General features: G+C 59.2%; 20 protein-coding genes. 14 read left to right on the forward strand and 6 right to left on the reverse strand.

The genetic code is table 11. From position 1 onward, the window contains the following. The 4 genes from MYY08_RS08275 to queF all read right to left on the reverse strand — a co-directional run. Positions 1-85: IS1 family transposase (locus MYY08_RS08275; RefSeq protein ID WP_353738463.1), on the reverse strand; the 85-nt coding region annotated here is incomplete at its 3' end. 69 nt (positions 86-154) lie between these two features. After that, a complete protein-coding gene (xni, locus tag MYY08_RS08280) occupies positions 155-913 on the reverse strand; it encodes a flap endonuclease Xni (RefSeq protein WP_288013906.1) in 759 nt (252 codons plus the stop codon). A 39-nt stretch (positions 914-952) separates the two neighbouring features. After that, entirely contained in the window at positions 953-2,320 is a 1,368-nt protein-coding gene (gene ppnN, locus MYY08_RS08285; RefSeq protein WP_038624431.1) for a nucleotide 5'-monophosphate nucleosidase PpnN, read from the reverse strand. Between the two features lie 183 nt (positions 2,321-2,503). Continuing rightward, a complete protein-coding gene (queF, locus tag MYY08_RS08290) occupies positions 2,504-3,349 on the reverse strand; it encodes an NADPH-dependent 7-cyano-7-deazaguanine reductase QueF (protein ID WP_038624433.1) in 846 nt (281 codons plus the stop codon). A gap of 106 nt (positions 3,350-3,455) precedes the next feature. Between queF and syd the strand changes: the two genes are divergently transcribed. The 4 genes from syd to MYY08_RS08310 all read left to right on the forward strand — a co-directional run bounded on the left by syd (position 3,456) and on the right by MYY08_RS08310 (position 6,179). Next, on the forward strand, positions 3,456-4,001 hold the full coding sequence (gene syd / locus MYY08_RS08295) for a SecY-interacting protein (RefSeq protein ID WP_038624435.1): 546 nt from the start codon (positions 3,456-3,458) through the stop codon (positions 3,999-4,001). Between the two features lie 611 nt (positions 4,002-4,612). Continuing rightward, a complete protein-coding gene (locus MYY08_RS08300; protein WP_038624437.1) occupies positions 4,613-4,942 on the forward strand; it encodes a YqcC family protein in 330 nt (109 codons plus the stop codon). Beyond that, positions 4,942-5,721, forward strand: a complete 780-nt coding sequence (gene truC, locus MYY08_RS08305) for a tRNA pseudouridine(65) synthase TruC (RefSeq protein ID WP_288013900.1) — start codon at positions 4,942-4,944, stop codon at positions 5,719-5,721. The genes MYY08_RS08300 and truC overlap by 1 nt, the downstream gene beginning before the upstream one ends. An 11-nt stretch (positions 5,722-5,732) precedes the next feature. After that, positions 5,733-6,179 (forward strand): flavodoxin, encoded by a 447-nt coding sequence (locus MYY08_RS08310; protein WP_038624441.1) that lies wholly within the window; start codon positions 5,733-5,735, stop codon positions 6,177-6,179. 28 nt (positions 6,180-6,207) lie between these two features. Here MYY08_RS08310 and garD read toward each other — a convergent pair whose 3' ends face one another. Beyond that, complete coding sequence (gene garD, locus MYY08_RS08315) at positions 6,208-7,770, reverse strand: galactarate dehydratase (protein ID WP_288013901.1); 1,563 nt, start codon at positions 7,768-7,770, stop codon at positions 6,208-6,210. A 40-nt stretch (positions 7,771-7,810) separates the two neighbouring features. Between garD and MYY08_RS08320 the strand changes: the two genes are divergently transcribed. The 7 genes from MYY08_RS08320 (at position 7,811) to MYY08_RS08350 (ending at position 15,354) form a co-directional block, all read left to right on the forward strand. Next, positions 7,811-8,017, forward strand: coding sequence for a hypothetical protein (locus MYY08_RS08320; RefSeq protein ID WP_038624445.1), 207 nt, complete (start codon positions 7,811-7,813; stop codon positions 8,015-8,017). Between the two features lie 267 nt (positions 8,018-8,284). Further along, positions 8,285-9,631 (forward strand): MFS transporter, encoded by a 1,347-nt coding sequence (locus MYY08_RS08325; protein WP_038624447.1) that lies wholly within the window; start codon positions 8,285-8,287, stop codon positions 9,629-9,631. Positions 9,632-9,640: 9 nt separating this feature from the next. Then, positions 9,641-10,978 (forward strand): enolase C-terminal domain-like protein, encoded by a 1,338-nt coding sequence (locus MYY08_RS08330; protein WP_288013902.1) that lies wholly within the window; start codon positions 9,641-9,643, stop codon positions 10,976-10,978. Positions 10,979-10,995: 17 nt separating this feature from the next. Then, complete coding sequence (gene gudD, locus MYY08_RS08335) at positions 10,996-12,336, forward strand: glucarate dehydratase (protein ID WP_038624451.1); 1,341 nt, start codon at positions 10,996-10,998, stop codon at positions 12,334-12,336. A gap of 121 nt (positions 12,337-12,457) precedes the next feature. Beyond that, positions 12,458-13,219: a 2-dehydro-3-deoxyglucarate aldolase gene (gene garL, locus MYY08_RS08340; RefSeq protein WP_288013903.1), complete on the forward strand. Its 762-nt coding sequence runs from the start codon at positions 12,458-12,460 to the stop codon at positions 13,217-13,219. A 12-nt stretch (positions 13,220-13,231) separates the two neighbouring features. Further along, positions 13,232-14,122 (forward strand): 2-hydroxy-3-oxopropionate reductase, encoded by an 891-nt coding sequence (gene garR, locus MYY08_RS08345; RefSeq protein WP_038624455.1) that lies wholly within the window; start codon positions 13,232-13,234, stop codon positions 14,120-14,122. 83 nt (positions 14,123-14,205) lie between these two features. Continuing rightward, positions 14,206-15,354: a glycerate kinase gene (locus MYY08_RS08350; protein WP_288013904.1), complete on the forward strand. Its 1,149-nt coding sequence runs from the start codon at positions 14,206-14,208 to the stop codon at positions 15,352-15,354. On the opposite strand, the gene barA is transcribed toward MYY08_RS08350, so the two are convergent. After that, complete coding sequence (gene barA, locus MYY08_RS08355; protein WP_038624459.1) at positions 15,345-18,074, reverse strand: two-component sensor histidine kinase BarA; 2,730 nt, start codon at positions 18,072-18,074, stop codon at positions 15,345-15,347. The two genes, MYY08_RS08350 and barA, sit on opposite strands and share 10 nt — an antisense overlap. Before the next feature lie 91 nt (positions 18,075-18,165). On the opposite strand from barA, the gene rlmD reads away from it, so the two are divergent. The 3 genes from rlmD to mazG all read left to right on the forward strand — a co-directional run bounded on the left by rlmD (position 18,166) and on the right by mazG (position 22,606). After that, the gene (rlmD, locus tag MYY08_RS08360) at positions 18,166-19,482 is read left to right on the forward strand and encodes a 23S rRNA (uracil(1939)-C(5))-methyltransferase RlmD (RefSeq protein ID WP_288013905.1); all 1,317 of its coding nucleotides are present in this window, start codon (positions 18,166-18,168) and stop codon (positions 19,480-19,482) included. Between the two features lie 28 nt (positions 19,483-19,510). Then, positions 19,511-21,745 (forward strand): GTP diphosphokinase, encoded by a 2,235-nt coding sequence (gene relA, locus MYY08_RS08365; RefSeq protein WP_038624463.1) that lies wholly within the window; start codon positions 19,511-19,513, stop codon positions 21,743-21,745. 66 nt (positions 21,746-21,811) lie between these two features. Beyond that, the gene (gene mazG, locus MYY08_RS08370) at positions 21,812-22,606 is read left to right on the forward strand and encodes a nucleoside triphosphate pyrophosphohydrolase (RefSeq protein ID WP_038624464.1); all 795 of its coding nucleotides are present in this window, start codon (positions 21,812-21,814) and stop codon (positions 22,604-22,606) included. Positions 22,607-22,814 lie beyond the last annotated feature (208 nt).

Genomic DNA, 22,814 nt, shown 5'->3' on the forward strand with positions numbered 1-22,814 from the left:
GCTGATGTCCGGCAGTGCTTTTGCCGTTACGCACCACCCCGTCAGTAGCTGAACAGGAGGGACAGGTGATAGAAACAGAAGCCACTGGAGCACCTCAAAAACACCATCATACACTAAATCAGTAAGTTGGCAGCATCACCAGGCGTTAAATATATTAGCGCGCAGGCAAACGCAGATCTTTTAAGTTGCCGTTAAGCTGAAGATCGGTGCGTAGCGTAGCGACGCGTTGGCTGATAAAAGCCAACTCCCGTTGTTCAGCCAGTTTCTTACGCCATTTATCCGGCACCGCCTCAAGCTGCTGAAAGAGCGTTTCCAGCGAGCCGAACTGTTGCAGCAGCTGGCTGGCGCTTTTTGGCCCGATGCCGGCGACGCCCGGAATTTTGCTGCTGCTGATGCCCGCCAGGCCCCAATAATCGGGCAGCTGCGCCGGCGCCACGCCAAATTCGGCATCAATAAAAGGCTGATCCAGCCAGCGCTTCTGAAAGTAATCGCGGATGCGAATTGTCGGTGCCAGCAGCTGACAATAGCCTTTATCCGTCGAGACGATGGTTGCCTGATGCCCGCTCTGCGCCACCTTAACCGCCAGCGTGGCGGCCAAATCATCTGCCTCATCGCCTTCGGCGGTCCAGCAGGCGACCCCGGCCTGACGAAACGCCGCCTGGATCTGCGGCATCTCCAGCTGCAAATCTTCCGGCATCGGCGGACGGCCCGCCTTATAGTCCGGCAGCAGCTGGTGCCGCCAGCCTTCACGACGCAGCTCATCATCAAAAACCGCCACGGCGTGAGTCGGATGGGTATGGCCTAATAGTTGTTGCAGCGCGGCGGCGCAGCGCTCCTGGCAGGGACTGCCCTGCACGGCATGAATGCGGCGAATAAGGTTAAGCGCGTCAACAATAAGTAAATGAATTGTCATCATAGAATTCGGGCGGCTACATGCCGCCCGTCTGGTCGTTTATTTAATGATTTCGTAGCACGGGATATAGGCGGTGCCCGGCAGCTTCATGCGGTGCTGCGCGACAAAGCCCTGCAGCAGATCGTCCATACGGCGCATGATGGCCGGATCGCCGTGCAGTTTGTAAGGGCCTTTCTGACGAATTTCGCGGATCCCCATCTCTTTCACGTTGCCCGCCACGATGCCGGAGAAGGCGCGACGCAGCGCGGCGGCCAGTTTCTCCGGCGGCTGGTCAGGATAGAGATTGAGGTTGGCCATATTGTCGTGAGTCGGCAGGAAAGGCACCTGCAGATCCGGCTCAATGCGCAGCGACCAGTTAAAGCTGTAGGCGTCGCCGCTTTCACGACGGTTCTCTTTCACCTGCGGCATCGCTTTTTTCATCTGGCGCGCCACTTCGGCCGCATCGTCAATAATAATGGTGTAGTGGCGGCGGGCCTGCTCGCCGACGGTATTGACAATAAACTCATCCAGCACGCGGAAATAATCGGCGCTCTCTTTCGGGCCGGTCAGGATCAGCGGCAGCACCTGATCGTTGTTTTCCGGGTTCATCAGGATGCCCAGCAGATAGAGCAACTCTTCCGCCGTGCCCACGCCACCAGGGAAAATGATGATGCCGTGCGCGATGCGAACAAAGGCTTCCAGACGTTTTTCAATGTCCGGCATGATAATCAGTTCATTCACCAGCGGGTTAGGCGGCTCTGCGGCAATAATCGACGGTTCGGTCAGGCCGATAAAACGGCTTTCGCGGTAGCGCTGCTGCGCATGTCCCACCGCGGCGCCTTTCATCGGCGCTTCCATCACGCCGGGCCCGCAGCCGGTGCAGATATTCAGTTCGCGCAGGCCGAGCTGGGTGCCGACGTTGCGGCAGTATTGATATTCAGTCGCGTTAATCGAGTGGCCGCCCCAGCAAACCACCATATTGGGATATTCGCCGACGTGCAGCGCCCGCGCATTGCGCAGAATCGAGAAAACCAGGTTGGTGATATGCGCGGAATTTTTAACATCTACCTGCTGATGAAAGCGGCCGCCGGCGGCCAGCTGGCCGTTTACAAACAGGATATCGCGCAGCACGGCGAACAGGTTGGCTTGCAGCGAGCGGATAATACGTCCGTCAACAAAGGCTTCTTCCGGCGGATTGATCAGCTCCAGCTTCACGCCGCGTTCGCGACGCAGCACATTGATGTCAAAGTTTTCGAAGCGGGAGAGCAGCTCATGGCTGCTGTCGGTCTGACTGCCGGAATTGAGCACGGCGAGAGAACAGTTGCGAAACAGCTGGTAGAGGTCACTGCTGGCCGTGCGCTTCAGCATGTCGACTTCCAGTTGCGAGAGCAAATCCATCGAGCCGAGTGGGCTGATATGTGTAATCAAGTGAACTCCTTTACACCCGCCAGGGTGACAAATGACACCGCGCCGCGACGTCAGCCGCGCGGTGACGAGAAAATCCCTGAGCGGTGGGGCCATGCCACCGCTGCTTCTCAGAGTAGCCTTCTCCTGCGTGGTTTCTCAACCGATTCCTGTAACAGAACGTTGTCCTGCGAGCCGCGCCGCAGTTTACTGACGCACCAGGCGTGAACGACCCGGCTGGAAATCGGTGTTGCTGCGCCACGGATTGATGTCCAGGCCGCCGCGTCGCGTGTAGCGGGCATAGACCGACAGCGTTTCCGGGCGGCAGAAGCGCAGCAGATCGTTGAAGATACGCTCTACGCACTGCTCATGAAACTCGTTGTGATGACGAAAAGAGACCAAATAGCGCAGCAGCGCCTCGCGATTGATGCGCGGCCCGCGATAGCGGATCTGCACCGAGCCCCAATCCGGCTGATGGGTGATCAGGCAATTGGATTTCAGCAGATGGCTGGTCAGCGTCTCTTCCACGATGTCGTCGCCAGCGGCGTCGGCCAGATAATCGACATTGAACTGATAGTTGTCGATGCTGATATCCTGCTCGTCAATGCAGATGCCTTCGAAGTGGCCGATCGGCTGCGCTTCGATCTCCTGCAGACGGAACAGGGCCACGCTGACGTCGCCCTGCGCGCAGGCGCTTAAATCGCGCTCCAGCGTCTGACGCACCTCGCCCCAGTCGGCGAAACGCGTTTGGTTAAAGCTGTTAAGATAGAGCTTGAAACTCTTCGATTCGATCAGATTAATGCTGTCCGCCTGTAATACCACCTCGCCGACGGCGACCTGCGGCACGCCTTTAGCATTCAGCCAGGAGAGTTCATACAATGTCCAGATATCTGCGCCGTGAAAAGGCAGGTTGTCGGGATAAAGCCCAAGCGGTTCGCGATTGAGCGAACGGGGCACCGCCTGCAGCAATGCGGGATCGTAGCGATCCTGGTAGGCGGTGGGCTTGCCCAGCGTCAGGCCGGCAAGCGCCTGATGATGTTCATAAGAAGACATAACATAACCTCAGACCCGCCCGGAAAGGCGAGCAACGTCTTTTCTGTGATAAAGAAACAATAAATAAAGGCTGTAGTGTAACTCAGGCAGCCTGGAGTAAATAAAAATGAATGATCATATCGCCACCGCGTTAAGGGGCTTCACGCAGCGTTACTGTGAGCAATGGCAGCACCAGCATGGACATCTGCCCGCCAGCGCCGATCTCTACGGCATCCCGTCGCCCTGCGTAGTGGAAAGCCGCAACGATGTCGTATTATGGCAGCCGCGGCCCTTCGACGCAGAGCCCCATCTGGCGGCGGTGGAAAGGGCGCTGGATCTTCAGCTGCAGCCCGCGGCGGTGGGTTATTATACTACGCAATATGCAGGCGATATGCAGGCCATGTTCGATAGACAATCCATTACGCTGCTGCAGGTATGGAGCGAAGATGACTTTGTGCGCGTACAGGAAAACCTGATCGGGCACCTGGTAATGAAAAGGCGTTTAAAACAAACTCCGACCCTGTTTATCGCAACGACCGATTCTGATCTGGATGTGGTTTCGCTGTGCAATCTGAGTGGCGAAGTGGTGCTGGAAAAGCTGGGTACGCCGCAACGCAAGGTGCTCGCGCCCGATATACAGACATTTCTTAATATTTTACAACCGGTTAGTTAACGCTTAAGAGATTGTCCCGCTGCGATGTAAGATATATCTCACATTGTCTGTGAGAGATCGCCAGGATAATACGCAGAAAAAAAGAAGTCTTTTTTGTGAAGATAATGTAAATCATAAACTTAGTGATGAAAGGGTTTTAAGATTTACGCCAGGCTTAACAGTTAAAGGAAAAGGTAGCTTGTTTCCTTCGCTGAGTCAGGCAAACTGCTCAATATCGGAAAGGGAAGCCGGGGAATGGATAACGTCAGGAAGACGTTCATCAGGATGATGTTTCGCGCACAGGAAGAGGCGCAAACAGGATTGCTTCAGGATGAAGCAAAAAGTTCCAGGATGGAATAAAGGGACACCTCCAGGAAGGAGAATGAGAGCCAGACAGGATGACTGGCGGGCCAGGACGCTAAAGGAAAATCGTCAGGAAGGCGAGAATGTCAGGAAGACAGCAGGGAAAAGTTTTCAAGGACGAGCAGGGAGCGTTGAAGTAGCCGGATAGCTGCAAACGAACCGGGGGCACTGTATAACAGTGCCCCCTTTTTTTATGCCGCGCGTTTTCCCCCGCCTCCGCGAATGCTATGCTTGCCGCCCTTAAAATTTCACCCGTTGTGAGGATGCCCATGCACCGAGAACACCAGGTTCGCCAGGGGTTGCTGGCGGTTGAAGCCTTGCTTAAAAAGCATGCGCTGTGGCGCAGCGAAGCGCCCGATACGGCGGCATTCGACAGTACGCAGCCTTTTTTCCTCGATACGATGCAGCCGCTGGAGTGGCTACAGTGGGTGCTGATTCCGCGTATGCACGCGTTGCTGGATGTGGGCGCTCAGCTTCCGCAAAATTTCGCTATCGCCCCCTACTATGAAGTGGCGCTTGAGGCGGATACGCCAGGACGCAGCGCGCTGCTGACCCACCTTAACGCGCTTGATGCGCTGTTTGTCGCTGCAGGCCGCTGATGCTGGAAATTATCTATCAGGATCAATGGCTGGTGGCGGTCAACAAACCGGCTGGCTGGCTGGTGCATCGCAGCTGGCTGGATCGCAAAGAAAAAGTGGTGGTGATGCAGACGGTGCGCGACCAGATCGGACAACACGTTTTTACCGCGCATCGCCTTGACAGGCCCACTTCCGGCGTATTGCTGATGGGGCTTTCCAGCGAGGTGGGACGCCTGCTGTCGCAGCAGTTTGAACTGCATCAGATGAGCAAAACCTACCACGCCGTTGTGCGCGGCTGGCTGGAGGGCGCGGACCGCCTTGACTATCCGCTGACCGAGGAGCTGGATAAGATCGCCGATAAATACGCCTCGCCGGATAAAGGGCCGCAGCCTGCTGTGACCGACTGGCGGGGGCTGGCGATCACCGAGCAGCCGGTCGCCATCGGCCGCTACCCTACTGCGCGCTACAGCCTGATCGAACTGCAACCGGCAACCGGACGCAAGCATCAGCTGCGTCGTCATCTCGCCCATCTGCGCCATCCGATCATCGGCGACACCACGCATGGCGATCTGCGGCAAAACCGCGGCGCGGCGCAGCATTTCGGCTGCGAACGTTTAATGCTGCACGCCAGCAGCCTGGCGCTGAACCATCCGGTCACGGGCGAGCCGCTGTTGATTCGCGCCGGGCTCGATCGGTACTGGCAGCGCATGATGCAGCAGTTTGGCTGGCAGCACCTTCTCCCCGATCTTCCCAGGGTTGAGTTTGACCCGCAGCCAGGTCAGGATAAGGCACCACAATAAGGGAGAAGTTTATGGCGCAGATTGGTATTTTCGTCGGCACGGTTTACGGCAACGCATTGCTGGTGGCGGAAGAGGCTGAGCCTGTTCTGCAGGCGCAGGGGCATGAGGTAAAGATTTTTGAAGATCCGCGCCTCAGCGACTGGCAGCAGTACAGCGATAAAGTGGCGCTGGTCGTCACCTCGACCACCGGTCACGGCGACTTTCCAGACAGCATCGCCGGGCTGTATCACGACGTTAAAGATAAGCTGGGCCATCAGCCTCAGCTGCGCTACGGCGTTATCGCGCTGGGCGACAGTAGCTATGAAAACTTCTGCGGCGCCGGAAAAACGTTCGACGCGCAGTTGCAGGAGCAGGGCGCAACGCGCGTCGGCGAGGTGTTGCTGGTAGACGCTATGGAATCACCGGAGCCGGAAAGCGTCAGCACACCCTGGGTGGAAAACTGGGGCAAACTGCTGTAGCGCCACGGTAACGCAGTGAAGTCCGGCGTCAGGTGACCGGCGCCGGATTAAAGACCGCCAGCGCGTTGCGAATGCCCCAGCGGTCAGACCAGGTTTGCTGGCGGCCGCTGGCGATATCCAGAATCAGTTCAAACAGCCGCCAGCCCACCTGCTCAATGGTCTCTTCTCCCGTCGCAATGGTTCCCGCATTGATATCCATTAGATCGTACCAGCGTGTCGCCAGCGCGGTGCGCGTCGCCATTTTGATCACCGGAATCGCCGCCAGGCCATAAGGCGTGCCGCGTCCGGTGGTAAAGACCTGTAAGGTGATGCCGGACGCCATCTGCTGTGTGCCGCAGACGAAATCGCTGGCGGGCGTCGCCGCATAGATTAACCCGCGCCTGGTAGGGCGCTGTCCGGGCGAGAGCACCTCGACGATGGCGCTGCGCCCTGACTTGGCGATGGAGCCGAGCGCTTTTTCCACTACGTTCGCCAGCCCGCCTTTTTTATTGCCCGGCGAAGGGTTAGCGCTGCGGTCAGTCTGGCCCTGGCTCAGGTAGTCGTCATACCAGGCCATCTCCTCCAGCAGACGTTTTCCCGTCGCTTCGTCCACCACGCGCGGCGTCAGCAGGTGAATCGCGTCGCGCACCTCGGTCACTTCGGAAAACATCACCGTCGCGCCGCAGCGCACCAGCAGATCGGAGGCGAAGCCGACCGCCGGGTTAGCCGTAACGCCGGAAAAGGCGTCACTGCCGCCGCACTGCATGCCGACAATCAGGTCGGAGGCGGGGCAGGTTTCCCGCTGACGCTGGTTAAGGCGCTGCAAATGGCGGTCCGCCACGCGCAGAATTTCCTGCACCATCGCCTCAAAGCCGACATGACGCTCATCCTGCAAACGCACAATATCCTCATCGCCGATGGCGATCGCCTGCACGTCGTCGCCGTTGGCGGCCAGCAGCCGCTCCGGCTGGAGTTTTTCACAGCCGAGACTAACCACCATCACTTCGCCGCCGAAATTGGCGTTCAGCGCCAGGTTATGAATAGTGCGGATCGGCACCACCGCCGCCGGCGCGTTGATCGCCACGCCGCAGCCGTAGAGATGATTCAGCGCCACCACGCCGTCGACGTTAGGGTAACGCGGCAGCAGTTCGCGCTCGATAATGTTGACCACGTAATCCACCACGCCCGCCACGCAATGAACGCTGGTGGTGATACCCAGCAGGTTGCGCGTGCCGACGCTGCCGTCGGCGTTGCGGTAGCCTTCAAAGGTGTAGCCTTCCAGCGGCGGCAGCGTTTCCGGCACGCGCGTCGCCAGCGGTAGGCTCTCCAGCGGCGGCGCCTCAGGCAGCGCCAACAGCGACTCCTCAACCCAGCTGCCCTGAGGAATATCACGCAGGGCATAGCCAATCACCTCGCCGTAGCGGCGGATCGCCTCGCCGCGCGCAATGGGCGCCAGCGCCACTTTATGCCCCTGAGGAATATGCTCGATCAGCCGCAGCCCGCAGGGAAAAACCGATCCCGCAGTCAGGCCATTGTCATTCACCACGATAGCGACATTATCGGCTTCGTGTACGCGAATATATCGCGGTGTCTCTTCACGAATCGTTTTCATTGCATCGGCTTCCAGTAAACGGAAAAGAGTGGAAAAGGGGATGGCGCAGGTGAAACGCGTCTTCTGTTTTTGCTGTAGAGAGTATAAGGAGGGGCAATCGCGGCGGCATTATGCAGATGTCCGATTTTATCCTTTTGATTCAGGCGATTTTCAGGCGTTGGAACAAGTGCAAGTGAAGAGGCTCACAAAGCCGATCCCTGAGCGGCGCGGTGTGCTGCGTGACGGCCTGAAAAAAACGATTCCGTGAGCGATGCCGCAGCAGGTTGTGCAATCGCCATAAATTAAGCGCTTAGCGACACATAATATAGGGCTTTCTTCCAGTGAATTGCGCCGATGCGCTCCATATACTTTTTGCTCAAGTTTGACGACAGGTGAAGCAGCCGCGCTGCGTAATAAATGTTTTTGCTAATGAATAATAATCGCCATGTTTAACCCAACCTCATTCTGATACCCAACGCGATGTGTATGCAGTCAGAGTGGAAAGTAGCGTACCGCTATATTTCAGGAGTGCATCATGAATTCATACAGCCAGGCGGAAAGTTCCGTAGAAAAAAGAACTAACGCGCGATACTGGATCGTAGTGATGCTGTTTATCGTCACTTCGTTTAACTATGGCGACCGCGCCACCCTCTCGATCGCCGGCTCGTCGATGGCGAAAGATATTGGGCTCGATCCGGTCGGCATGGGCTATATCTTCTCCGCCTTCTCATGGGCTTACGTGATTGGCCAGATCCCCGGCGGCTGGCTGCTCGACCGTTTCGGCTCGAAGCGCGTCTATTTCTGGAGCATCTTCATCTGGTCGCTGTTTACCCTGTTGCAGGGCTTCGTCGACCTCTTCGAAGGCTTTACCGTTATCGTCGCGCTGTTCATGCTGCGTTTTCTGGTGGGGCTGGCGGAGGCGCCTTCTTTCCCCGGCAACAGCCGTATCGTCGCCGCCTGGTTCCCGGCGCAGGAGCGCGGCACCGCCGTGGCGATATTCAACTCGGCGCAATATTTCGCCACCGTGATCTTCGCGCCCATTATGGGCTGGCTGACCGCGCAGGTGGGCTGGGCGCACGTCTTCTGGTTTATGGGCGGCCTGGGGATCATCCTCAGCTTCGTCTGGCTGAAGGTGATCCACGATCCTAACGACCATCCGGGCGTCAACCGCGCCGAGCTGGAGTATATGGAGCAGGGCGGCGCGCTGATCAATATGGATGCGAAAAAGGCGCAGGAGAAAGTCAGCGGGCGCGAGAAGTGGGGCCAGATTCGTCAGCTGATCACCTCGCGCATGATGCTCGGCATCTATCTCGGCCAGTACTGTATCAATGCGTTGACCTACTTCTTTATTACCTGGTTCCCGGTTTACCTGGTGCAGGCGCGCGGCATGTCGATTCTGAAAGCGGGCTTTATCGCCTCTATCCCGGCGATCTGCGGCTTCCTTGGCGGCGTGCTGGGCGGCGTCATCTCCGACTGGCTGATGCGTAAAACCGGCTCGCTGAATATTGCCCGCAAGACGCCTATCGTACTGGGGATGTTGCTCTCCATCTCGATGGTGACCTGTAACTATGTCGAAACCGAATGGGTGGTGGTGTTCTTTATGGCGACCGCGTTCTTTGGCAAAGGCATCGGCGCGCTGGGCTGGGCGGTGATGGCGGATACGGCGCCGAAAGAGATCAGTGGCCTTAGCGGCGGTCTGTTCAATATGTTCGGCAATATCTCCGGCATCGTTACGCCAATCGCTATCGGCTACATCATCGCGGTGACCGGCTCCTACAACGGCGCGCTGATCTATGTCGGCATTCATGCGCTGGTGGCGGTGCTGAGCTACCTGGTGCTGGTGGGCGACATCAAACGCATCGAACTGAAAAAGACAACGTAAGGAGCGGTGATGAACACCTATACGCCCGTGATTACCGATATGAAGGTGGTGCCGGTCGCCGGTTACGACAGCATGCTGCTGAATATCGGCGGCGCGCACAGCGCCTTCTTCACCCGCAATATCGTGGTGCTGACCGACAGCGCCGGCCATACCGGCCTTGGCGAAGCGCCGGGCGGCGAAACCATTTATCAGACGCTGACCGCCGCCATTCCGCAGGTGGTGGGGCATGAAGTGGCGCGCATGAACCGGCTGGTGCAGCAGGTGCATAAGGGCAATCAGCACGCTGATTTCGATACGTTCGGCAAGGGCGCCTGGACCTTTGAGCTGCGCGTCAACGCGGTGGCGGCGCTGGAATCGGCGTTGCTCGATCTGCTCGGCCAGTTTCTCGGCGTGCCGGTGGCGGAGCTGCTCGGCCCCGGCCAGCAGCGCGACGAGGTGACGGTTTTAGGCTACCTGTTCTATATCGGCGATCGTCAAAAAACCGATCTGCCTTATCTCAGCGGCGACGGGGCGAGCCATGACTGGTATCGCCTGCGCCATCAGCAGGCGCTGGACAGCGACGCGGTGGTGCGGCTGGCGGAAGCGGCGCAGGATCGCTACGGCTTTAAAGATTTCAAGCTGAAAGGCGGCGTTCTGCCGGGCGAAGATGAGATCGACACCGCGTGCGCGTTGAAAAAGCGTTTTCCCGACGCGCGCATCACCGTCGATCCCAACGGCGCCTGGCTGCTGGACGAAGCGATCGCGCTCTGCAAAGGAATGCAGGATGTGTTGACCTACGCCGAAGATCCCTGCGGCGCGGAGCAGGGCTACTCCGGCCGTGAGGTGATGGCGGAGTTTCGCCGCGCCACCGGACTGCCGGTGGCGACCAATATGATCGCCACCAACTGGCGTGAGATGCAGCATGCGGTGATGCTGAACGCCGTCGATATCCCGCTGGCCGATCCGCACTTCTGGACGCTGAGCGGCGCGGTGCGCGTCGCGCAGCTGTGCGATGACTGGGGTCTCACCTGGGGCTGCCACTCTAATAACCATTTCGATATTTCGCTGGCGATGTTTACCCACGTCGGCGCCGCCGCGCCGGGCAAACCGACCGCCATCGACACCCACTGGATCTGGCAGGAGGGCGATCAGCGCCTCACCAGGGAGCCGTTGCAGATCCGTCAGGGCAAGATCGCCGTGCCGGACAAGCCCGGTCTCGGCATCGAGCTTGACTGGGCGCGCCTGCAACAGGCGCATGAACTCTATAAAACCTTGCCGGGCGGCGCACGCAATGACGCCACCGCCATGCAGTATCTGATCCCCGGCTGGACATTCGATCGCAAGCGCCCGGTGTTCGGGCGCAGGTAAGCATAAGGAATCTGACCATGAGCCAACAGAACGCCACGCCGAAAATTACCGCGATGCAGGTCATCCCGGTCGCCGGTTACGACAGCATGCTGCTCAACCTGAGCGGCGCGCACGCGCCTTTTTTCACCCGCAATATTGTGATTATCAAAGATAACGCGGGACATACCGGCGTCGGCGAAATTCCGGGCGGCGAAAAAATCCGTCAGACGCTGGAGGAGGCGGCGGCGCTGATTATCGGTCATACGCTGGGCGAGTATAAAAACCTGCTCAACCAGGTGCGCACCACGTTTGCCGACCGCGACGCCGGCGGTCGCGGCACCCAGACGTTCGACCTGCGCACCACTATCCATGTGGTTACCGGCATCGAAGCGGCGCTGCTTGACCTGCTCGGCCAGTTCCTCGGCGTGAATGTCGCCAGTCTGTTGGGCGAAGGGCAGCAGCGCAATCAGGTCGAAATGCTGGGTTACCTGTTCTACGTCGGCGATCGCCGCAAAACCTCGTTGCCCTATCAGAGCGAGCCGGACGCCCGCTGCGACTGGTACCGCCTGCGCCATGAAGAGGCGCTGACGCCGGAAACCGTGGTGCGCCTGGCGGAAGCGGCTTATGAAAAGTATGGCTTCAACGATTTTAAACTGAAGGGCGGCGTGCTGGCGGGCAGCGAAGAGGCGGAAGCGGTCACCGCGCTGGCGAAACGCTTCCCGGAGGCGCGCATCACGCTCGATCCCAACGGCGCCTGGTCGCTGGAGGAGTCGATCCGGCTGGGCAAACAGCTGCGCAACGTGCTGGCCTATGCGGAAGATCCGTGCGGTGCGGAGCAGGGCTATTCCGGCCGTGAGGTGATGGCGGAATTCCGCCGCGCCACCGGATTGCCGACCGCCACCAATATGATCGCCACCGACTGGCGCCAGATGGGCCACACCCTTTCGCTACAGTCGGTGGACATCCCGCTGGCCGATCCGCACTTCTGGACCATGCAGGGATCGGTGCGCGTCGCGCAGATGTGCCATGAGTTCGGTCTGACCTGGGGCTCCCACTCCAATAACCACTTCGATATTTCGCTGGCGATGTTTACTCACGTCGCCGCCGCCGCGCCCGGCGCTATCACCGCTATCGATACCCACTGGATCTGGCAGGAGGGCAATCAGCGCCTCACTAAACAGCCGCTGGAGATCAAGGGCGGTCTGGTGCAGGTGCCGCAGACGCCCGGCCTCGGCGTGGAGCTGGATATGGACCAGGTGATGAAGGCGAACGAACTTTATCAGAAGCATGGACTGGGCGCGCGTGACGACGCGCAGGCGATGCAGTATCTGATCCCCAACTGGACTTTCAATAATAAGCGGCCCTGCCTGGTGCGCTAAGCGCCTGACCGGGAGGAAACAGAATGAGCTATCCCAACCGTTTTCGTCAGCGCCTGACCCGGAGGAAACAGAATGAACTGTCCCAACCGTTGTCGCCAACGCCTGGCCAGGAGGAAACAGAATGAGCTATCCCAACCTTTTTCGTCAGCGCCTGCTGAGCGGTGAAACCCTGATTGGCAGCTGGTGTTCGCTGGCCAACCCCATCACTACCGAAGTTCTGGGGCTGGCGGGGTTTGACTGGCTGGTGCTGGATGGCGAGCATGCGCCGAACGATATCACCACTTTCGTGCCGCAGCTGATGGCGCTGAAAGGCAGCCCAAGCGCCGCCGTGGTGCGTCCGCCCTGCAACGAGCCGGTGATCATCAAGCGCCTGCTGGATATCGGCTTCTATAACTTCCTGATCCCGTTTGTCGAAAGCGAAGAGGAAGCGCGCCTGGCGGTCGCCTCGACGCGCTATCCGCCCGCCGGCATTCGCGGCGTGTCGGTGTCGCACCGCAGCAATATGTACGGCACGCTGCCGGACTATAACCTCGATATCAACAGCAACATCAGCGTACTGGTGCAGATCGAAAGCCAGCAGGGCGTGGACAACCTCGACAGCATTATCGCGGTTGACGGCGTAGACGGCATCTTTGTCGGCCCTGGCGACCTTTCCGCCGCGCTCGGCTATCTGGGACAGCCTGCCCATCCTGAAGTGCTGAAGGTGATTCAGCATATTTTCGCCCGCGCGAAAGCGGCCGGCAAACCGAGCGGCATCCTGGCGCCGGTAGAAGCGGACGCGCGCCGCTACCTGGAATGGGGCGCGACCTTTGTCGCGGTGGGAAGCGATCTTGGCGTTTTCCGCAGCGCGACGCAGGCGCTGTGCGATCGTTTCAAAAAATAAATTAACAGGAGAATAACGATGAAAGTAGGATTTATTGGCCTGGGCATCATGGGCAAACCGATGAGTAAAAACCTGCTGAAAGCGGGTTATACGCTGGTGGTGCGCGACTCCAACCCGCAGAACGAGGCGGAACTGGTGGAGCTGGGCGCTACCGCGGCGAAAACGCCGAAAGAGGTGGCGGAGCAGTGCGACGTGATCATCACCATGCTGCCTAACTCGCCGCACGTAAAAGAGGTGGCGCTGGGCGAGAACGGCATTATCGACGGCGCGAAAGCGGGCGCCGTGCTGATTGATATGAGCTCTATCGCGCCGCTGGCGAGCCGGGAAATTCATCAGGCGCTGGCGGAGAAGGGCATCAAAATGTTGGATGCGCCGGTCAGCGGCGGCGAGCCGAAGGCGATCGACGGCACGCTTTCAGTGATGGTCGGCGGCGATAAAGCGGTGTTCGACGCCCATTACGATCTGATGAAGGCGATGGCGGGTTCGGTGGTGCATACCGGCGATATCGGCGCGGGCAACGTCACTAAGCTGGCGAATCAGGTGATCGTGGCGCTGAATATCGCCGCGATGTCCGAAGCGTTAACCCTCGCCACCAAAGCGGGCGTTAACCCGGATCTGGTTTATCAGGCGATTCGCGGCGGGCTCGCGGGCAGCACGGTGCTGGACGCTAAAGCGCCGATGGTGATGGATCGTAACTTTAAACCGGGCTTCCGCATCGATCTGCATATCAAAGATCTCAGTAACGCGCTGGACACCTCGCACGGCATCGGCGCGCAGCTGCCGCTCACCGCCGCTGTCATGGAAATGATGCAGGCGCTGAAAGCGGATGGCATGGGTACAGCCGATCACAGCGCGCTGGCCTGCTATTATGAAAAATTAGCGAAGGTTGAAGTTTCACGCTAGCCAGCCGCACCGGTTATGTCGCCGGTCGGACTGACCGGCTTCGTTTTCTGGCTGCGGCCAGCTCAACAGCGCTCGGACTATTTATGAAAATCGTTATTGCACCGGATTCGTATAAAGAGAGTTTATCCGCCCTGCAGGTCGCAGCGGAGATTGAAAACGGCTTTCGTGCGATCTTTCCTGACGCGCAATACGTCAAGCTGCCGGTTGCGGATGGCGGCGAAGGAACAGTGGAGGCGATGGTCGCGGCGACGCAGGGCAAAATTGTCAGGCTACGCGTCACCGGGCCGCTTGGCGAACCGGTGGAAGCCTTTTATGGTCTGTCCGGCGATGAGAGCTGCGCCTTTATTGAGATGGCCGCGGCCAGCGGCCTGGAACTGGTGCCTGCCGCGCGGCGCGATCCGCGCGTCACCACCTCCTGGGGCACCGGTGAGCTGATTCGCAACGCGCTCGATCGCGGCGTGCAGCACTTTATTATCGGCATCGGCGGCAGCGCGACCAATGACGGCGGCGCTGGCATGGTGCAGGCGCTGGGCGCACGGCTGCTTAATCAACACGGCGAGCAGATCGGTTACGGCGGCAGCGCGCTGACGACGCTGGCGCGTATCGATATCAGCGCGCTCGACGCGCGCCTGCAACAGTGCCGTTTTGAAGTCGCCTGTGACGTTACCAATCCGCTGACCGGTGAAGAGGGCGCGTCGGCGATTTTTGGCCCGCAGAAAGGCGCGACGCCTGAACTGGTCGCCGAACTGGACGCCGCGCTCGCGCACTATGCGGCGGTGATTCAGCGCGATCTTGATATCGACGTGCTGCATATTCCCGGCGGCGGCGCGGCGGGCGGCATGGGCGCGGCGCTGCACGCTTTCTGCCAGGCGGAGCTGCGGCGCGGCATTGAGATCGTCACCGAGGCGCTGGGCCTCGATGACCTGGTGAAGGACGCGACGCTGGTGATTACCGGCGAAGGCCGTATCGACAGCCAGACCATTCACGGCAAGGTGCCGATTGGCGTGGCGAAGGTGGCGAAGCGCTACAACAAGCCGGTGATCGGCATCGCCGGCAGCCTGACGGCGGATGTCGGCGTGGTGCATCAGCACGGTATCGACGCGGTGTTTAGCGTGATCTACTCTATCTGCACGCTGGAGGAGGCGCTGAATAATGCCGCACAGAATGTGCGTATGACGGCGCGCAATATCGCCGCCGCCTTAAAAGTCGGTCAGACGTTTAATCAGGACTGACTCAAAATGTGGCGCGCCTCCTGCGCCACATTATCCATCTCATCCAGCAGTTCCAGCAGCTCCGGCTCCAGCGCCGCCACATCGCCGCTGATGCGCAGGCTGTGTTCAATCTGGCGGCACAGCTGTTTCATGCGCGGCACGCCGCTGTAGCTGGCGCTGCCGTGCAGCTTATGGATAATCTCGCGCAGCCCGTACTGTCGGTTGTCCGCCAGACTTTGCTCCACTTTTTCCCGCACCTCCGGCAGAAAATCGAGCAGCATCTGCAACAGATCGCGCGCCAGCTCCGGCTTATTGGCGGCCTGACGCAGCGCCAGCTGCCAGTCGAGAGACGGAGAAATCAGCGGCGTCTCCTGCGCTTGCGGTTGCAACGAGGGCGAATAGCGCGCCAGCAGATGGCTTAGCTTCACTTCATCGATCGGCTTGGCAAGATAGTCGTTCATGCCCGCTTTGATCAGGTGCTCGCGTTCGCCGTCGATGGCGTGCGCCGTGACGGCGATAATCGGCGTGTTGGCGTGCTGCGGCATTTCGCGGATCAGCTCGCTGGCGCGAATGCCGTCGATCTCCGGCATCTGAATATCCATCAGAATAATGTCCAGCGACTGCTGCTGCGCAAGATCAATCGCTTTTTCGCCGCTGTCGCACAGCACGATATTCTCGACCTGTTCCTCCAGCAGCGCGCCGATCAGTTTCAGGTTGGCCGGGTTGTCGTCTACCGCCATCACCGACAGCGGCAGACGAGCGCGTACCGGCAGATCGTAGAGTTTGCGCGCGTGCAAATCGAGCATAATCGGCAGCAGGCGCGTGCGCGTTACCGGCTTGCTCAGGCAGGCGTCGATGCCGCGCGTTTTCAGCAGCTCCGCCTGCAACTGCATCTGGCTGGGCAGCGCGACGATCACGCAGTCGGCGCGCGCCTTCAGGCTGTTGATATAGGCCTGCGACAGCACGTTATCGGTGCGCTGACTAATCGGTATCCCGACCAGCAGCATATCGTAGCGCGCGTCAGTCAATCCTTCGAGCGTCAGGCTGTAGCTGACCTGCAACGGCGTGGAGCCGAGCATATCCAGCGTCGCCTGCGCCGCCGCCGGGTTGGCTTCGATGTAGGCGAGGCGTTTGCCGCGCAGCCCGTCCAGCGCGCGCGGATCGCTGGCGGCGTTAGGGTTCAGCGCCAGACTGACGTGGAACCAGAAGGTCGATCCCTGATTAAGGCGGCTGTGGAAGGCGATTTCGCCGCCCATCTCATTCACCAGTTTTTGCGTAATCACCAGACCCAGCCCGGTGCCGCCGTGACGACGGGAGATGCTGGCGTCCGCCTGGCGGAACGCCTGAAACAGCTGCGACTGCTGTTTTTCCGCGATGCCGATGCCGGTATCGTGCACCTGCACTTCCAGCTCGACGCTGCTGTTGCTCAGGCTGCGCTTTTCCACGCGAATATCGATATTACCGCGCTCGGTGAACTTAACCGCGTTGCCGATCAGGTTGGTGAGAATCTGTTGCAGGCGCAGCGGATCGCCAATCACGTTGTCCGGTACTTCGCCCTGCACGTTGATGGTCAGCTCCAGCCCTTTATCGTGGGCCGAAGGCGCCAGCAGCACCAGGGTTTCATCCAGCGTGGCGCGCAGCGGGAAGGGGATCGATTCCAGCACCAGCTTGCCCGCTTCCAGCTTCGAGAAGTCGAGCACGTCGTTGATGATGCTGAGCAGGTTATTCGCCGAACGCTCGATGGTATGCAGGTAATCGCGCTGCGTAGAGGTCAGCGGCGTTTTCAGCGTTTGACGGGTAAAGCCGATCACGCCGTTAAGCGGGGTGCGCAATTCATGGGACATATTCGCCAGAAATTCCGACTTGATGCGCGCCGCTTCCTGCGCGCGTCGCTTCGCCAGATCCAGCTCGACGTTCTGGATCTCCATCTGCTCCAGCGTTTCGCGCAGGTCGGAGGTCGCCTGATCGATGTTTTGCTGCATCTCTTCGTGGTAGGCGGTAAGCGACATCGCCATCGAATTGATGCCGTTTTTCAACATATCCAGTTCGCCGAGCATATAGCCTTCGACGCGACTGTCGAGCTGGCCGCGACGAATGCGATCCACCGTGCTGACCATATTGCGAATCGGGCCGGTGACGTCGCGCATCAGTCGATAGGCGAACATCATGGCGATGCAGAGGCAGAACAGCAGCAGCAGGGTGGCGACAAACACCTCTTTATACTGCTGTAGCCTGACCGATTGCAGATCCAGCTCTATCGCCACGTAGCCGAGCGGATTGCCGGTGGGCTTGGCGTCGCGTCCCGGCGACTCGTCAGGGTAGTAGCTTTCCGATACCACCGGCGTACGCAGCACCATGACATTGCCGCGACGCTCAATCACCGTCAGGCTCGGCGCTTTAGCGCCGTCCGGCAGGCGCAGCAGATCCTGATTAAGGTGATAGTTAGAGGTGACGAAAATCTGGTTTTTATCATCAAACACCGTAATGGCGCGCACGATATCGGAGTGACGGCGATGCAGCAGGCTGACCAGCTGACGCACCGACTCGCGGCTGTGAAAGGTCATGCCATATTCACTGGAGACCGCCAATGGCTCGATAATATTGGCGCCCGCGTCCACCAGCTGCCGCTGTAACTCGTTGTAGCGATGCACCACGAAAAAGGTGCTGAGCAGCAGTCCGATCATCAGCGTCGGCGCCAGTATTAAAATCATCATCCTTGCCCGCAGGCTGTATTTGGTCATGGTAGTCCGGTATGAGACAATTGCGCCGGGCGGTGACGCTGCAAAGCAGGCGTGACTTCGCGTAGCAATTATTCAGAGATTCTATTCCACTATGGCGCAATTCTACTCTGCAAAACGGCGTGTGACGACCCGGCAAACCATTACCGTCACGATTCATGATCTTGATGCTTTCGGCCAGGGCGTGGCGCGCCATCAGGGCAAGGCGCTGTTTGTCAGCGGCGCGCTGCCGGGCGAGCAGGTCGAGGTGACGCTGCTGGAGGATAAGCGTCAATATGCGCGCGGCCGCGCGCAGCGTATTTTGCAGCCCAGCCCGGAGCGAGTCACGCCGCGCTGCCCGTGGTTCAACGTCTGCGGCGGCTGTCAGCAGCAGCACGCCTCGCAATCATTGCAGCAGCAGAGCAAAGCGAAGGCGCTGGCGCATCTGCTGACGCGCGAAACCGGCCGCGAGATCGCGGTGGATGAGGTTATTGGCGACAGCGCTTACGGCTATCGTCGACGCGCTCGTCTGGGGTTGCAGTATCAACCTAAAACGCAGACGTTGCAGATGGGCTTTCGTAAAACCGCCTCGAATGACCTGGTTTCGATCGACTGTTGCCCCATTTTGAAGCCTGAGCTGGAGACGCTGCTGGTGCCGCTGCGCGTGTGCCTCGCCTCGTTGCAGGCGGTGCGGCGGCTGGGACATGTCGAGCTGGTGCTGGCGGACAATGGCCCGGTGCTGGTGCTGCGTCATCTCGATCCGCTGAGCGCCGGCGATCGCCAAAAACTGGAACAGTTTTCGCATAAGCATCAGCTGGCGCTGTTTCTCGCCCCTGACAGCGAGCACACCGAACAGGTGACTGGCGATCGGCCTTACTACCTGTCCCATCAGCTGAAGTTAACGTTTAGCCCGCGCGATTTTATTCAGGTCAACGATGCGGTAAATCAGAAAATGGTGGCGAGGGCGCTGGAATGGCTCGACCTGCAACCGAACGACCGCGTGCTGGACCTTTTTTGCGGGATGGGCAACTTCACGCTTCCAACAGCAAAATTTGTACAAAATGTCGTGGGTGTGGAAGGGGTAGCAGCTTTAGCAGCACAAGGTGCGTATAATGCCAAGCTGAATGGTCTTGAAAATATCACTTTTTTTCATGAGAACCTGGAAGAAGATGTAACGCGTCAGCCGTGGGCGGCGCAAGGTTTTGATAAGGTGTTACTGGACCCGGCGCGCGCGGGTGCCGGCGGAGTCATGCAGCATATTGCTAAACTCGCGCCGCAACGCGTGGTCTATGTTTCCTGTAACCCGACTACACTTGCCCGGGACAGCCAGGTGCTGCTGGCTGCCGGTTACCAGCTGGAGAGGGTGGCGATGCTCGATATGTTCCCGCATACGGGCCACCTTGAATCCATGGTGCTATTCAGTAAAACGTAAGTATCTTTACAGGTTGCCAGGAGAGGTTATGGTTGCGGTAAGAAGCGCACATTTGAATACGGCTGGCGAGTTCGCGCTCGATCAGTGGATCACCAGTTTGGGGATCGCTAACCCGCAATCATGTGAACGTCTGGCCGATACCTGGCGCTATTGTGAGACCGTTACGCAGTCACATCCCGATCAGTCGCTGCTGCTGTGGCGCGGCATTGAAATGGTCGAAATTCTTTCGATGCTCAGCATGGATAACGACACGCTGCGCGCCGCGCTGGTGTTTCCGCTGGCGGACGCCGACGTGGTGTCGGAAGAGAAGCTGGAGGAGACCTTCGGCAAAGCGATCGTTTCGCTGGTACACGGCGTGCGCGATATGGACGCCATCCGTCATCTGAAAGCCATCCATAACGATTCGATGGCTTCGGAGCAGGTGGATAATGTACGTCGCATGCTGCTGGCGATGGTAGAAGATTTCCGCTGCGTGGTGATTAAGCTGGCGGAACGCATCGCCCATCTGCGCGAAATGAAAGATGCGCCGGAAGATGAGCGCGTGCTGGCGGCGAAAGAGTGCACCAATATCTACGCGCCGTTAGCCAACCGCCTCGGCATCGGGCAGCTCAAGTGGGAGTTGGAGGATTTCTGCTTCCGCTATCTGCATCCTGATGAGTACAAACGCATCGCCCGGCTACTGCACGAACGCCGCATCGATCGCGAACAGTATATTGAATCCTTCGTTGAGAGCCTGCGCACCGAGATGACGCGCGAAGGCGTCAAGGCGGAGGTCTATGGCCGTCCGAAGCATATCTACAGCATCTGGCGCAAAATGCAGAAGAAGTCGCTGGCGTTCGACGAGCTGTTTGACGTGCGCGCGGTGCGTATCGTCGCCGAACGCTTGCAGGACTGCTACGGCGCGCTGGGCATTGTGCATACGCTCTATCGTCATCTGCCGGACGAGTTTGACGACTACGTCGCCAATCCCAAGCCGAATGGCTATCAGTCGATTCATACCGTGGTGTTAGGTCCCGGCGGTAAGACGGTGGAAATTCAGATCCGCACGCGTCAGATGCATGAGGATGCGGAGCTGGGCGTAGCCGCGCACTGGAAATATAAAGAGGGCGGCACCGGCGGCCAGGCGCGCGGCGCGCAGGGGCATGAGGAACGCATCGCCTGGCTGCGCAAACTGATCGCCTGGCAGGAGGAGATGGCGGATACCGGCGAGCTGCTGGAAGAGGTGCGCAGCCAGGTGTTCGACGATCGCGTTTATGTGTTTACGCCGAAGGGCGACGTGGTCGATCTGCCTGCCGGGTCGACGCCGCTCGATTTCGCCTATCATATCCACAGCGATATCGGGCATCGCTGCATCGGCGCGAAAATCGGCGGCCGCATCGTGCCCTTTACCTATCAGCTGCAGATGGGCGATCAGATTGAGATCATCACTCAGAAGCAGCCAAACCCCAGCCGTGACTGGCTGAACCCTAATCTGGGCTACGTCACCACCAGCCGGGGACGCTCCAAGATCCACGCCTGGTTCCGCAAGCAGGATCGCGACAAGAATATCGCCGCTGGCCGTCAGATTCTGGATAACGAGCTGAATCAGCTGGATATCAGCCTGAAAGAGGCGGAAAAGCTGCTGCTGCCGCGCTATAACGTCACCACGCTTGACGAGCTGCTGGCGGCGATTGGCGGCGGTGATATTCGTCTTAATCAGATGGTTAATTTCCTGCAGGCGAAGCTGAATAAGCCGAGCGCGGAGGAGGAAGATCGCGAAGCGCTGCGCCAGCTGACGCAGAAAAGCCATACGCCGCAGCGCTCCGGCAAGGAGAGCGGGCGCGTGGTGGTGGAAGGGGTGGGCAACCTGATGCACCATATCGCCCGCTGCTGTCAGCCGATTCCGGGCGACGATATTGTCGGCTTTATCACTCAGGGTCGCGGCATTTCCATTCACCGCGCCGACTGCGACCAGCTGGCTGAACTGATGTCTCATGCGCCGGAGCGGATTGTCGATGCGGTCTGGGGGGAGAGCTACTCCAGCGGCTATTCGCTGGTGGTGCGCGTCACCGCCAACGATCGCAGCGGACTACTGCGCGATATCACCACGATCCTCGCGAATGAAAAAGTGAATGTGCTGGGCGTTTCCAGCCGCAGCGATACGCGCAAGCAGCTGGCGACCATCGATATGGATATCGAGATCTATAACCAACAGGTGCTGGGCCGCGTGCTGGCGCGCCTGAATCAGGTTCCCGACATTATCGACGCTCGTCGTCTGCACTGATTGACCGGCATAAGCGCCTTCGACGCGTTTATGCCGGTATCCTGTTCTATTCAATAAGGTTTTACTATGACTGCTCTTGAACGTCTGCTGACAATTATGCAGACCCTGCGCGATCCGCAGAACGGCTGCCCCTGGGATCGCGAGCAAACTTACGCCACGATCGCCCCCTATACGCTGGAAGAGACCTATGAGGTCATTGACGCCATTCAGCGTGAGGACTATGACGATCTGCGCGGTGAGCTGGGCGATCTGCTGTTTCAGGTGGTGTTTTATGCGCAGATAGCGCGCGAGGAAGGCCGTTTTACCTTCGACGACATTTGTCACGGCATCGCCGATAAGCTTGAGCGCCGTCATCCCCATATTTTCGCCAATGCGCAGGTGAAGGATAGCGAAGAGGTGCTACATAACTGGGAGCAGATTAAGCAGCAGGAGCGGGCGGAGAAAGCGCAGCATTCGGCGCTGGATGATATTCCTCAGGCGCTGCCTGCGTTGATGCGCGCGCAGAAAATCCAGAAGCGCTGCCGCAGCGTCGGCTTTGACTGGACGACGCTGGGGCCGGTCGTGGACAAGGTGCATGAAGAGATCGATGAGGTGATGCACGAGGCGCAGCAGGCGGTGGTGGATGAGGCGAAGCTGGAGGAAGAGGTCGGCGATTTGCTGTTCGCGACCGTCAATCTGGCGCGCCATCTCGGCACCAAAGCGGAGACGGCGTTACAAAAGGCGAACGTGAAATTCGAACGCCGTTTCCGGCAGGTCGAACAGATTATTGCCGCGCAGGGCATGAACATGAGCGACGCCACGCTGGATCAGATGGAAGCCGCCTGGCAGCAGGTGAAAGCGGGCGAAAAAGCGGCGGGCTAGCTGAGTGAATGCCCTGCCTACAACCGCTCCGCTGTCGTCAGCAGGGCGGAGGCGCCAGGACGGATTTATGCCGTTCCGCCGTTGGCCCGCCCCTCGGATGACCGGCGCCGTCAGGCTGTTAACAGCAGCAGGGGCTTAAAAGCCGCCCCGCTGCCGTCAGCAGGGCGAAGGCCGCTGCGTAAAGGCGTCGTCAATCCATCTCTGAACG

The organism is Mixta sp. (assembly GCF_024610815.1).
GTDB lineage: Bacteria > Pseudomonadota > Gammaproteobacteria > Enterobacterales > Enterobacteriaceae > Mixta > Mixta calida.

What these genes read in the sequence shown, in the direction of transcription:
- barA (WP_038624459.1), bottom strand. Translation starts at nt 18,074, where the DNA reads ATGACCAAATACAGCCTGCGGGCAAGGATGATGATTTTAATACTGGCG.
- rlmD (WP_288013905.1), top strand. Translation starts at nt 18,166, where the DNA reads ATGGCGCAATTCTACTCTGCAAAACGGCGTGTGACGACCCGGCAAACC.
- relA (WP_038624463.1), top strand. Translation starts at nt 19,511, where the DNA reads ATGGTTGCGGTAAGAAGCGCACATTTGAATACGGCTGGCGAGTTCGCG.
- MYY08_RS08300 (WP_038624437.1), top strand. Translation starts at nt 4,613, where the DNA reads ATGCACCGAGAACACCAGGTTCGCCAGGGGTTGCTGGCGGTTGAAGCC.
- garD (WP_288013901.1), bottom strand. Translation starts at nt 7,770, where the DNA reads ATGAAAACGATTCGTGAAGAGACACCGCGATATATTCGCGTACACGAA.
- mazG (WP_038624464.1), top strand. Translation starts at nt 21,812, where the DNA reads ATGACTGCTCTTGAACGTCTGCTGACAATTATGCAGACCCTGCGCGAT.
- garL (WP_288013903.1), top strand. Translation starts at nt 12,458, where the DNA reads ATGAGCTATCCCAACCTTTTTCGTCAGCGCCTGCTGAGCGGTGAAACC.
- MYY08_RS08350 (WP_288013904.1), top strand. Translation starts at nt 14,206, where the DNA reads ATGAAAATCGTTATTGCACCGGATTCGTATAAAGAGAGTTTATCCGCC.
- gudD (WP_038624451.1), top strand. Translation starts at nt 10,996, where the DNA reads ATGAGCCAACAGAACGCCACGCCGAAAATTACCGCGATGCAGGTCATC.
- queF (WP_038624433.1), bottom strand. Translation starts at nt 3,349, where the DNA reads ATGTCTTCTTATGAACATCATCAGGCGCTTGCCGGCCTGACGCTGGGC.
- xni (WP_288013906.1), bottom strand. Translation starts at nt 913, where the DNA reads ATGACAATTCATTTACTTATTGTTGACGCGCTTAACCTTATTCGCCGC.
- MYY08_RS08310 (WP_038624441.1), top strand. Translation starts at nt 5,733, where the DNA reads ATGGCGCAGATTGGTATTTTCGTCGGCACGGTTTACGGCAACGCATTG.
- truC (WP_288013900.1), top strand. Translation starts at nt 4,942, where the DNA reads ATGCTGGAAATTATCTATCAGGATCAATGGCTGGTGGCGGTCAACAAA.
- syd (WP_038624435.1), top strand. Translation starts at nt 3,456, where the DNA reads ATGAATGATCATATCGCCACCGCGTTAAGGGGCTTCACGCAGCGTTAC.
- MYY08_RS08330 (WP_288013902.1), top strand. Translation starts at nt 9,641, where the DNA reads ATGAACACCTATACGCCCGTGATTACCGATATGAAGGTGGTGCCGGTC.
- MYY08_RS08325 (WP_038624447.1), top strand. Translation starts at nt 8,285, where the DNA reads ATGAATTCATACAGCCAGGCGGAAAGTTCCGTAGAAAAAAGAACTAAC.
- MYY08_RS08320 (WP_038624445.1), top strand. Translation starts at nt 7,811, where the DNA reads ATGGCGCAGGTGAAACGCGTCTTCTGTTTTTGCTGTAGAGAGTATAAG.